Origin of the sequence: Henriciella sp. (assembly GCF_049649345.1) — a bacterium.
GTDB lineage: Bacteria > Pseudomonadota > Alphaproteobacteria > Caulobacterales > Hyphomonadaceae > Henriciella.
Genome location: NZ_JBARZC010000329.1, coordinates 1 through 11,522 on the forward strand (window position 1 = coordinate 1; position 11,522 = coordinate 11,522).

Genomic DNA, 11,522 nt, shown 5'->3' on the forward strand with positions numbered 1-11,522 from the left:
CTTGGACATAACTTTATTTGTCAGCCAGGCGTCGTGGCTGCCCCTCCTACTCAGTTGAAGCCTCGATCGCCATGATCTGAGGCTGACCTATATTCGATTCGAGCGCCTTGAGACGCTCTCGTGCCCGATCGATCTCGCTGCGCGCACAGATATGGGTAACGATGGCAATTGGTGCTGCGCCCTCGTCATCGGCTGAATCCTGCAACAGCTTGTCCACAGATACACCGCTTTCGGCCAGCGCTTCCGTCAGTTCGGCGAGTGCACCGGCCCTGTCTGCGAGCCGTACACGCAAGAAGAATGCCGATTTCTCATTGGTCGGCGCGACAGTGAAGGCGCGAACATCATGGTGATCGGCCCGGCCAAAAGCAGGCCGCGCGACAGGATTGAACAGCTTCGCGACATCGCCCATCACGGCGCTCGCCGTCGGGCCCGGTCCGGCGCCAGGTCCCGTCAATGTCACGGCCCCCAGCGGATCGCCTTCAATACGCACCGTGTTCAGACTGCCATTGACGCGAGCCAGCGGATGGCCTGTCGGCAGGGCCAACGGCTCGACGCGGCAGACGACGCCCTGGTCCGTAATCTTGCCCTCGGCAATCAGCTTGATGCGAAGACCGAGCCGGTCTGCGAGATCGAGATCGAGAAGCTCGACCGTATCGATGCCTCGCACGGAGACTTTGGAAAAATCGAGATCAGCTGAAAACGCGATCGCTGCCAGAATCGCGGCTTTGTGAGCCGCATCCATGCCGGAGACGTCAAGTGTCGGATCGGACTCCGCATAGCCCAGACGCTGAGCCTCGGCGAGCACGACCTCGTAGGGTCTGCGGGTTGACAGCATTTCGGAAGACAGGAAATTACATGTGCCGTTCAGAATGCCGGTCACCCGGCGCACATCGACACCTGCAAGAGAATCCCGGAGAACGCGCACGACAGGCACACCGCCCGCTACAGCCGCTTCGAAGAGAAGATCGACACCGTTCTCGCGGGCGAGTTCAGCAAGCTCCTGACCATGCATGGCGATCAGCGCCTTGTTTGCCGTAATCACGGCCTTGCCGGATTTCAGCGCCGTTTCGACAGCAACCTTGGCCGGCCCGTCCGAGCCGCCAATCAGTTCGACGAACACATTGATATTCTCATCTGCGGCGAGTTTCGAGGCGTCATCGAACCAGGCATAGTCATCGGTCGAAACAGGCCGGTTGCGTGACCGGTTCCGCGCCGTGACACCGGCAATCTCGACCTTGCCAGGCAGGCGCAGATTGTCCTGGCGCTGGACGAGATCCACCAGGCCGCACCCCACATGACCGAGGCCAGCAATACCGAGCTTGAGTGTTTTCAATTCTTCCGCCCCTCTCGCGCAAAACGTGCTAGACGGCGCACCTGCTATCAGCTTCCTTCGAGAGAAGAAACCGTTTGATGTTCCGGGCGGCCTGACGAATGCGCTGTTCGTTCTCAACCAGGGCAATCCTGACAAATCCGTCACCACGTTCGCCAAAGCCCGCCCCCGGCGCTACAGCGACACTGGCCTCATTGATCAGCTGAAGTGAAAAATCGAGGCTGCCCATATGCTTGCAGGCTTCGGGAATAGGGGCCCAGCAGAACATGGAGGCCGATGGCACCGGTATATCCCACCCTGCCCGACCGAAACTCTCAATCAGTGTGTCACGGCGCGACCGATAGATCTGGCGCGCTTCCTCGACGCAGTCCTGGGGCCCGTCGAGCGCGGCGCAGGCGGCGACCTGGATTGGTGTATAGGCGCCATAGTCGAGATAGGATTTCACCCGGGCGAGCGCGGCAATCAGCCGCTCATTGCCGGCCGCAAAGCCGATCCGCCAGCCGGCCATGGAATAGGTTTTCGACATGGTTGTCGTTTCGACGGCGATATCCTTTGCGCCATTCACCTGCAGGATAGATGGCGGCGGGTCGTCAAAGTAGATTTCATTGTAGGCAAGGTCTGAGAGGATCCAGAGATCATGCTTCTTCGCGATCTTCACCGCTTCCTTGTAGAAGTCGAGATCGGCAACCGCAGCTGTCGGATTGGAAGGATAGCAGAGCACCATCGCAGTCGGCGGCGGGACGCTATACTGGATCGCATTGGCGATGTTCTGCAGATATTGCTCCGGCGTCTGAGCCGGCACGCCCCTGATCGAGGCGCCTGCGATAATGAAGCCAAAGGAATGCAGCGGATAGGATGGGTCCGGCGCAAGGATCACATCGCCTGGCGCCGAGATCGCCTGCGCCAGATTGGCAAACCCTTCTTTCGAACCGAGTGTGACGACGACTTCCCGGTCCTTGTCGAGATCCACGCCGAAGCGGCGCTTGTAGTAATTGACGAGCGATCGCCTTAACCCCGGAATTCCTCTTGATGCGGAATATCCGTTTACGTTCGGCTTTCGCGCCGTCTCGCACAGTTTATCCACGATATGCCTTGGCGTCGGCAGATCGGGATTACCCATACCAAGATCAATGATATCGGCGCCGTTCGTGCGCAGGCTCGCTTTCTTGCGATTGACCTGTTCGAAGACATAAGGCGGAAGGCGCCTGATTTTGTAAAATTCGCCCGGCATGGGCCTACTCCTGAAACGACACTGGGTGGGAACGCAAACGAAAAATTGAACCCTAGCGTCGCGCTCGCGGACGATCAAACCGCGCTCTTAGCGCTTCCAGTTCGGCGTCAGTCAGGAAATCGGCCTGCGTGAGCTGCCGGTCGACGCGGCTGCGAAGCCGAGAGCTCCATGCCATGATTTCCTCGGGCGTCGTGTCGGCGGGTTCTGAACGCGGATCGGCCTCGAAGCGGGCTCGGATCTGTTCGCGCTCCGTGCGGGTCAAGGACAGCTGCCGCTTCTGCTGCCGGTAGGTCGAGTTGACCGGCACGTCCGACAGGCGGGGATACCCTTCCCCGGCGAGCTCGACTTTCCGCTCCTCATACCAGTCGGGTGCGGCCTCCCGCATATCCGTCAATGTGTCCAAAGACCCGGCACATCCCGCCGCCAGACCGCAAAGAATGATCAATAAAGACCGCATACCGCCGAAATACCACTTATCGTCATGATTCTTGAAACGTTTCATACCTATACGTGTTCGTGTAGGATGGCGACAATAAGGTGATGAAAAGCCTAAAGACATGGCAAATAAAGAAAATCGCAGCCTGAATAACATCCTGGCGGAGCAGTCGCCGGCACAGCTTCAGGCGCTCGGCATATCGCTCGCTGAAGCGGCCGCTGAATCGCAGGCGCTTCTCAGTGAAGTAATGGCGACAACTCAGCCACAGATCAGTTCATCGAAAAAGGCTGACCCGTTCGGCATGATGGGCGCCTATGGCAAGCTCGGCCAGTCGCTCGCCACCAATCCGCAAGCGCTGATGAACGCCAATATCGATCTTTGGATGGGGTGGGTGAACCTCTGGAAGGATTTTACGCTCGGCGAGATGAGCGAAGTCAAGGACCGGCGCTTTTCCGATCCTGAATGGTCAGCCAACCCGGCCTTCGAATTCATGCGCAAGGCCTATGAGCTCAATTCCAGCTGGATGATGTCTCTTCTTGAGTCAGCCGATGAGATGTCGATCGCCGACAAGCGCAAAGCGCAATTCTATACCCGCCAGACAATCGATGCGCTCTCGCCGACCAATTTCTTCGCGACCAATCCGGCCGCCCTCAAGGCGATGCTGGACACTGGGGGCCAAAGCCTCGTCGACGGCCTCAGAAATGCACGCAAGGATATTGAGCGGGGCCGTGGGCGCCTCTCCATCAGCCAGACAGACGAGACGCCGTTCGAAGTCGGCGTCAATGTCGCAACCGCGCCCGGCAAGGTCGTCTATCGCAACAAGCTGATCGAACTCCTACAGTTTGAGCCGACGACCAAGAAGGTGCATCAGCGCCCGCTGCTGATCTTCCCGCCCTGGATCAACAAGTACTACATCATGGATTTGCGCGAGGAAAACTCACTGATCCGCTGGCTCGTTGGGCAAGGCCTGACGGTCTTCGTCGTCTCTTGGCGCTCGGCCGATGAGGTGACGCGGGATTACACCTGGGACGATTATATCGAGCAGGGCGTCATGGCAGCGACGCATGAAGTGCTCGCGAAGACTGGCAGCGACGACCTGAACGCCGTTGGCTATTGTATTGGTGGGTCGCTTCTAACCGGTGCGCTCGCTTACATGGCCAAGAAAGACGACAAGCGCATCCAGTCTGCGACCTTCTTCGCCTCGCAATCGGACTTCACAGATGCCGGGGACCTTATGGTCTTCACCGACGAGGCGTCCCGCGCCAGCATCGATCAGGTCATCACGTCCAATGACGGTATCATGCCCGGCGAGATGATGGGCGAGACGTTTAACTGGCTGCGCCCGGTGGATCTGGTCTGGCGCTATGTCGTCGACAACTACATGCTCGGCAAGAAGCCGCGTCCTTTCGACCTTCTCTATTGGAATGCCGATCAGACCAATATTCCGGGCGAGACACATCGGACCTATCTCAATGATCTCTATGGCGACAACAAGCTGAGCAAGGGCCAATTCGAGGTTCTCGGTGAGCAGATCTCGATGGGTGACATCAAGATACCTGTCACTGTCCAGGCCAGCCGGGAGGACCATATCTGCCCGTGGCATTCAATCTATCGCGGCGCCCAGAAATATGGCGGCGACGTCAATCTGATCCTCGCCGGCTCAGGTCATATCGCGGGGGTCATCAATCATCCGAGTGCGGAGAAATACCAGCACTGGACGAATGACGGCTTACCGGACACGCCGGAAAAATGGCTCGCCGGGGCCGAAGAAGGAAAAGGCTCCTGGTGGCCGTCCTGGTGGACGTGGCTCAAGCCGAAATCGGGCCCGGAAGTCGAGGCTCGTCCGGTCGAGGATACCGGTCTCGGCGATGCGCCTGGCACCTATGTGAAAATGCGTCTTGGTTCTATCGCAAAGGGCGAAAAGCCGGCTGACACGTATTCCGAGCCCTCAGTGATCAAGAAAGCCGCCACCGCCTCGAAGCCAAAGCCTAAGCCGGCATCGAAACCGGCAACGGCGCGCGCATCCAGCAAGTCTGGCTCGACCAAAACGGCCGCCGCGAAAGCATCTGGTGCGAAGAAGACAGCCGCGGTGACGTCAAAAACGAAGACTGCCGCAGCGAAGAAGCCCTCGGAATCGGCGACTGCAAAGAAATCCCCTGCGAACGGGGCAAAGAAACCCGCCGCTTCAAAGTCCTCGAAAACGGCGGTTGGCAACAAAGCCCCGGCGAAAAATGCGGCGCCGAAAAAGCCTGCGGCGTCCAGCCGCAAGAAGCCGGCCAGCCGTCAGGGAAAGAGCGGCAACAGCGCGTCGAGCCCCAAAGCCTGATCCCAGCCCATCATCAGGTTCAGATTCTGGATCGCCTGACCGCTTGAGCCTTTGACCAGATTGTCGATCACCGCGATCACGATCACACGGCCCTTGGCCCGGTCGGGAAAGACAGCAATCCGGCAGTCATTGGTCCCGCGCACATGACGCGTATCCGGCGGCGGTGAGCCAAGCGGCAGCACCGACACGAACGGTTGGCCCTGATAAGCCGACGCGAGCGCTGAATGGACCGCGTCCACATCACCGCGCAGATGGCAGGTGACATGCTCGCCGCGTGTCATGGGCAGCAGATGCGGTGTGAACGTGACTTCGATATCGCTGAGCCCGGCGCGCAGGTCGAGCTCCTGCTCTATCTCCGGCGTATGCCGGTGTGTGCCGACGCCATAGGCGTGCGTCCCTTCGCCCACTTCGCAGAAGAGATTACCTTCTTTCAGCCCCCTGCCCGCGCCCGACGCGCCCGACTTGGCATCAATGATGATCGCATCCTTGTCGATGACCATAGGTTTCATCAGCGGTAAGAGCACCATCAGCACTGCTGTAGGATAACAGCCCGGACACGCGACAAGGTCGGCGCCCTTTAGCTGCTCGGCCGCATGCTCGCTGAGGCCATAAATGGCAGAGGCCGTGCGCTCAGGCGCAATATGCTCCCGCCCATAGGCCTCGGCATAAGCGGATGGATCGCGAAACCGGTAATCCGACGACAGGTCGACAATCTTCACATGGGATGGAAGCGTCTCGATCAGGTCCTGGCTGGTGCCATGCGGCAGGCAGCCAAAAGCGACATCCACCTCATCCCAGCGCACGTCCTCGGCCTTGACGACATCGAGATCATTGCGCGTGCCGAGATGCGGAAATATGCCCGATAGCTTCTGGCCGGCAAGCGCATTGCCCGTCGCCGCCACTGCATCGACGTGGGGATGATTGCGCAGGATGCGGACTGTTTCCGCGCCGGTATAGCCCGACGCGCCCAGAACGGCCGCTTTCAGTGTCTTCGTCATCCCCGTCTCCTCTCACGGCCCGGACCAAAGAAAAAGGGCGCTTCCCCGAAAAGAAGCGCCCTTTTGGCAAAACAATTTGCAGATTGTCGCTTAGCGCTTCGAGAACTGGAAGCTGCGGCGGGCTTTCGCGCGGCCATACTTCTTGCGCTCGACAGTCCGCGGGTCGCGGGTCATGAAACCGTGTGGCTTCAGAACGGCCCGCAGGCTCGGCTCATACGCGACCAGCGCGCGGGAGATGCCATGACGCACAGCGCCGGCCTGACCGGAGAGGCCTGAGCCCTTAACCGTGCAGATGACATCGAATTGCGTGCGACGATCGGTTTCGATCAACGGCTGCTCGATCACCATGCGCAGAACCGGACGAGCAAAATACTGCTCCTGGTCCTTGCCGTTGACGGTGATCTTGCCAGTGCCCGGCTTGATCCAGACCCGCGCAGTGGCTTCCTTGCGGCGGCCCGTAGCGTAGGCGCGACCGAGATCATCGATCTTCGGCTCAACGGTAACGACCTCAGCTTCTGCAGCTTCACCGCCGGTGACGGTTTTCAGGTCTTCAAGAGAATTAGCAGTGTCGGACATAGTACTTAGTCAGCTCTCTGATTCTTGCCATTCATCGACGCGAAGTCGACAGTTTCTGGCTTCTGGGCTTCGTGCGGGTGCTCGGCGCCCGCATAGACGCGAAGCTTGGCGTATTGCTGCTTGGCGAGCGGGCTCTCGCCCGGCATCATGCGTTTTACAGCAAGCTCGACCGCACGCTCAGGGAAACGGCCAGACAGGATCTTTCCTGCCGTGGTTTCCTTGATCCCACCCGGATAGCCCGTGTGGCGGTAATAGGTCTTGTCGCGAAGCTTGTTTCCGGTGAACCGTGCCTTGTCCGCATTGATCACGACGACATGGTCGCCTGTGTCGATATGCGGTGTGAAATCAGCACGATGCTTGCCCCGCAGGCGTTTGGCGACATATGAAGCAAGGCGACCGACAACGACATCCGTCGCGTCGATAACGATCCACTTGTTCTCTACGTCAGCTGGTGCGTTATAAGTCTTCATTGCTCCTCGGGAGCCTCTCATTCGGAGTGTTGGAATATGTTCAAGCGCCCGCGTTTAAGCGCGCAGACCTTACCTGTCAACGCAGGGATAGCCGGTTTCCTGCTTTTCTATGCCGCGTCGTGTAGCGGACCGCAAGAGCCTGCCGAGAATGAAGCTTCCCCGGACGAAACGGCGAGTGTCGAACAGCCAGCGACGGATGAAGCCCCTTCTGATTCCCTGCCAGCGGTCTGGTCCACCGATCAGCTCGACTTTCCAATCCGCAGTATCGGCATCGCCGGTGGCGCTGGGTCGACGTTCGCCATTGCCTATGAAGGCGGCGGCCTGCAGGTTTTCGACTTCGACGGCGAGCGCGTCACAGCGGTGGCCGAGACCGATGTAAACGCGCTCAGTGAAGGGCGCTACGCCATGCTGTCCGGCACTCCAGTGACGTTCTTTCCAGGCATAGACGGGGCGGGCGATCTCAAGGTCTGGATCCATGGCGGCCAGCTTCCGGAAGCCATCGAATATGATCTTCAGGGAGACCAGGTCGACGGAGCTGCCGGCCTGTGCGCCGCCCCGCCCCTCGGAGGCAGCGATGTGCTGCACCGGCTCGCCTACTGGTCAGATGGCGCTAGCACGCTGCAGGTCGGCGAAATCACTGAAACCGATGGCGAACTCGCCTTCACCGAAGTCCAGACGATTGAAACAGGGAGCCCCATTGCAGCCTGCACATTCACCGCCGACGGCATCGAATTCTATTCGGCCCCGGTCGCGGCAACGTCGAATCTCCGCCGTATGGGACGCGAGACCCTGCTTTCCATAACCGAAACCGGCCAGCTCACGGCGACATATGACAATGGCGAAACGCAGGACCTCGACATCAAGGAAGGCATCACGGTTCGTGTGCCGCCCAATCCGACCGCGCTTGCAGCAGTGGGCGATGCGCGCGGTGGCGGCTATCCCGGCGGAATCATTGTGCTCGGCGGCACCGTCTCGTCCGGAAATCACCGCGCCGTTCTGGTTGATCCTAGCCGGATCACGCTGACGCCGATCAGCGTTCCGCCGGGCGAACAGTAAGCCAGGTCAGGCGCACGGCGGCGATAAACAGGATCACGCCAAGCGCCTGGTGGATGATCGCCAGCTCAAGCGGCGCCGCATTCATCAGCGTAAGGATGCCCCAGGCCGCTTGCGCTGTGACGAGGACAGCGAGCGTTCCCGCTTCGCGCCAGCCCGCCTTGCCACGCATCAAAGCGACCCCGGCGAGCGCCAGGATCCAGATCACATAGGCAAGCAGGCGGTGGTTGAACTGCGTCGCTTCGCGGCCTTCGAAGACGCTGCGGATGCCTAACTCTGCATTGATATAGTGGCCGGGCACCAGTTCGCCTGCCATTAGCGGCCAGTCTGTATAGGTGCGCCCGGCATCAAGGCCGGCCACAAGCGCGCCCGTGCCCATCTGCACGAAGATCAGTCCCAGCATGACGAGTGCGAATATCCGGGCAGCCGAGCCGACAGCCAGACGCGCCTTGCCGCCCAGATCCAGCCAGAGCCAGACCGTGTAGCCAATAATGACGAGCGCCAGCGTGAAGTGCGCCGCTAGCCTGTACGGCGCGACATCGAGCCGGTCCGTCTCGCCAATCCCGCTCGACACCATCCACCAGCCGATGAACCCCTGAAGCCCGCCCAAGGCGATCAGTACAAGAAGCCGCATGGCGAGCGGCTTGCTCAGCCATCTCTTCAGAGCAAACACCGCAAAGCCGCCAATGGCGACCAGGCCGATGAGGCGCCCAAACAGCCTATGGCCCCATTCCCACCAGTAGATGTACTGGAACTCGGCCATGGTCATGTTGTAATTCTGCTGCTGGAATTCCGAGGTTTGCTGGTATTTGGCAAACTCTTCGGCCCAGCCTTCAGCACCAAGCGGTGGCAAGGCGCCGCTTATCGGGTCCCACTCGGTAATCGACAGGCCTGAGTCGGTCAGCCGCGTCATGCCGCCGATCAGGATCATGGCATAGACCATGAGCCCGATCAGGACGAGCCAGCGGCGCACCCAGAGCGTCGCAGTGTCAGACTTTGCCATTTGTCTCATACGGCCCTATCTGACGCTCAGGCTGCAAACCACAAGCGGCCACGGCGTCGCACTCGCCCGGAAATAACAGCTCACAAGGTCAAACTATGCGGAAAGTCGTAACCGGTCTGGCGCTTCTCGCCTTCATCGCCGTCTGGATCATTGCTGCTGGCACGATCGGGACATGGCTGGCTGGTACGAATGACTGGCTGCAGCTCGCCTTTTACGTCGTCGCCGGTGTCGCCTGGATTATCCCGCTTCGCCCGCTGCTCAGATGGATGAACAGTGCGCCGCCGCCGGCCGATCAGTCCTGAGGGTCGTCTGAATGCTTGGTCGCTTCGCGCCTGAGCCGGGCGAACATTTCGGATGGATCACCCGGTTCTGCTGAAGGTTTTTTAGCCTCCTGGACCGTTTCTTCGGCGTCTTCGGCCACTGGGGGCGGTGTGGTTTCAGGCGTTATGGGCGCATCCGCATCGAGTTCAGTGCGCTCATCTTCGGTGGCCACGTACTCCTCCGCAGCAGGCGCCCCTGCGCCATAGCGCCAGAGTACCGATTCGCCGCCAATCAGCGTCTGGCCGGGTTCGACCAGGGGAACGCCACCAGCCGGAACATAGACATCGCACCAGCCGCCAAGGCGCCTGATCGCGACGGTCCTGCCCGCATCGACCCTGTCTCCGGCATCGGCCTTGGCATGCAATCGTGGGCCCAGCCCGCCTGTGGCGACCCGGACGCCAGCCGACCCATCGTCACCCGACACGGAAAAGAAGAGCTGCGTCAGCCCGGCAGAGTCCGCGCGCAGGGCTGCGAAGTTCTCAGCTGCGCCGTCTTCACGTTCGATAAAATTCAACGCTCCGCTGAGCGGTGCATGGATATTGTTGGTTGCAAAAGGTGAGGACGAGATGCGCACGCGTCGGTACGCCCCCATCATCCGCAGCTGTTCGGGCGCATCGGCATCTTCAACCGACTGGACGACACCATCACACGGCGCGAGCAACAGGCCGTTTTGCTCGGGGCTCACGCGATCCGCAGTACGCGTGGCGAACAGGATGACGACGCCGGGAATGAAGGCAAACCAGAACAGTGGATCCCACAGCATTCCGAGAAGAATACCGAATAGCCAGAGCCCCAGAAACGCGACCACGCCCTCCAGGTCGAACCCGTTCTGAAACCAGGGGAGCGAACGATTGGTCATGGAATTTCCGCGTTTAGCCATGTCTTCCTCTTTTCTATTCTGCAACAGCGGCAAGCTCGTCGCGGGCAATCTGGCGAGCCCACATGCGCGCATAAGCGCCGTCTTCCCGCAACAAGCTAGCATGCGAACCGCGCTCGACGATACGCCCTGCCTCTAGGACGATGATTTCATCGGCATTCTGCACAGTCGATAGCCTGTGCGCGACCATCAGCGTGGTCCGGCCCTTCGAGGCCTCGTCGAGCGCATCCTGGACGGCCGCTTCCGTCGCGCTATCGAGCGCGGAGGTAGCCTCATCGAGCACCAGCACCGCCGGATCTGCCAGGATCACCCGCGCAATCCCGACCCGCTGTTTCTCACCGCCCGAGAGCTTCAACCCTCTTTCGCCGACCCGCGTGTTCCAGCCTTCCGGCAGGGCTTCGATGAAGGGCAGGAGCTGCGCCCGGCGCGCCGCATCGCGCAGCTCTTCAAGCGTCGCTTCCGGCTTGGCATAAGCGATGTTAGAAGCAATCGTATCATTGAACAGCACGACATCCTGAGGCACGAGGCCGAGCGCCCGGCGAAGAGAGGTCTGCGTCAGGCTGCGGACATCCTGTCCGTCGACCCGCACCTCTCCAGCCTCGACATCATAAAACCGGAAAAGCAGTTTCAGCAGCGTCGACTTGCCGGCGCCCGATGTCCCGACAAAGGCGACTTTCTTTCCGGCCTCGACGGTGAATGAAATATCCTGAACACCAACGGCGCGCCCGTCATGCGTAAACGACACATTTTCGAACTGCACATGACCATCAGGGACCGCGAGTTCCCGGGCATCCGGCGCGTCGGCCACTTCCGCCTTCATGTTCAGAAGCCCGTGCAGTTTCTCAAGATCGACGGCGCCCTGCTTGATCTCTCGCCAGGCCCAGCCAAGAATGTTGAGCGG

At 60.2% G+C, this 11,522-nt stretch carries 12 protein-coding genes; 3 read left to right on the forward strand and 9 right to left on the reverse strand.

Annotated features, from left to right (window positions below):
* Positions 1-46: 46 nt before the first annotated feature.
* The 3 genes from WA989_RS08750 to WA989_RS08760 are packed head-to-tail and all read right to left on the reverse strand — an operon-like array spanning position 47 to position 3,063.
* Positions 47-1,333, reverse strand: a complete 1,287-nt coding sequence (locus tag WA989_RS08750; protein WP_424340120.1) for a homoserine dehydrogenase — start codon at positions 1,331-1,333, stop codon at positions 47-49.
* A gap of 28 nt (positions 1,334-1,361) precedes the next feature.
* The gene (locus WA989_RS08755; RefSeq protein WP_424340121.1) at positions 1,362-2,561 is read right to left on the reverse strand and encodes an LL-diaminopimelate aminotransferase; all 1,200 of its coding nucleotides are present in this window, start codon (positions 2,559-2,561) and stop codon (positions 1,362-1,364) included.
* A gap of 52 nt (positions 2,562-2,613) precedes the next feature.
* Entirely contained in the window at positions 2,614-3,063 is a 450-nt protein-coding gene (locus tag WA989_RS08760; protein WP_424340122.1) for a hypothetical protein, read from the reverse strand.
* Positions 3,064-3,118: 55 nt separating this feature from the next.
* Here WA989_RS08760 and phaC point away from each other — a divergent pair, with 55 nt between their 5' ends.
* Positions 3,119-5,323: a class I poly(R)-hydroxyalkanoic acid synthase gene (gene phaC, locus WA989_RS08765; protein WP_424340123.1), complete on the forward strand. Its 2,205-nt coding sequence runs from the start codon at positions 3,119-3,121 to the stop codon at positions 5,321-5,323.
* Here the strand turns inward: phaC and argC are convergent.
* The 3 genes from argC to rplM form a co-directional block, all read right to left on the reverse strand.
* On the reverse strand, positions 5,281-6,321 hold the full coding sequence (gene argC, locus WA989_RS08770; protein ID WP_424340124.1) for an N-acetyl-gamma-glutamyl-phosphate reductase: 1,041 nt from the start codon (positions 6,319-6,321) through the stop codon (positions 5,281-5,283). The two genes, phaC and argC, sit on opposite strands and share 43 nt — an antisense overlap.
* Positions 6,322-6,411: 90 nt before the next feature.
* Complete coding sequence (gene rpsI, locus WA989_RS08775; RefSeq protein WP_424340125.1) at positions 6,412-6,897, reverse strand: 30S ribosomal protein S9; 486 nt, start codon at positions 6,895-6,897, stop codon at positions 6,412-6,414.
* Positions 6,898-6,902: 5 nt separating this feature from the next.
* Entirely contained in the window at positions 6,903-7,367 is a 465-nt protein-coding gene (rplM, locus tag WA989_RS08780) for a 50S ribosomal protein L13 (RefSeq protein WP_424340126.1), read from the reverse strand.
* A 36-nt stretch (positions 7,368-7,403) separates the two neighbouring features.
* Here rplM and WA989_RS08785 point away from each other — a divergent pair, with 36 nt between their 5' ends.
* On the forward strand, positions 7,404-8,423 hold the full coding sequence (locus tag WA989_RS08785; RefSeq protein ID WP_424340127.1) for a hypothetical protein: 1,020 nt from the start codon (positions 7,404-7,406) through the stop codon (positions 8,421-8,423).
* On the opposite strand, the gene WA989_RS08790 is transcribed toward WA989_RS08785, so the two are convergent.
* Entirely contained in the window at positions 8,398-9,423 is a 1,026-nt protein-coding gene (locus WA989_RS08790) for a COX15/CtaA family protein (RefSeq protein ID WP_424340128.1), read from the reverse strand. The genes WA989_RS08785 and WA989_RS08790 overlap by 26 nt on opposite strands.
* Before the next feature lie 95 nt (positions 9,424-9,518).
* Between WA989_RS08790 and WA989_RS08795 the strand changes: the two genes are divergently transcribed.
* Positions 9,519-9,725 (forward strand): DUF2842 domain-containing protein, encoded by a 207-nt coding sequence (locus tag WA989_RS08795; protein WP_424340129.1) that lies wholly within the window; start codon positions 9,519-9,521, stop codon positions 9,723-9,725.
* Here the strand turns inward: WA989_RS08795 and WA989_RS08800 are convergent.
* Together WA989_RS08800 and WA989_RS08805 are read right to left on the reverse strand one after the other, a co-directional pair.
* Positions 9,716-10,624 carry a phosphatidylserine decarboxylase gene (locus WA989_RS08800; RefSeq protein ID WP_424340130.1) on the reverse strand — a complete coding sequence of 303 codons (909 nt, stop codon included), beginning with the start codon at positions 10,622-10,624 and terminating at the stop codon, positions 9,716-9,718. The genes WA989_RS08795 and WA989_RS08800 overlap by 10 nt on opposite strands.
* Before the next feature lie 13 nt (positions 10,625-10,637).
* Positions 10,638-11,522 (reverse strand): ATP-binding cassette domain-containing protein (locus WA989_RS08805; RefSeq protein ID WP_424340131.1); only part of this gene is annotated, 885 nt, incomplete at its 5' end.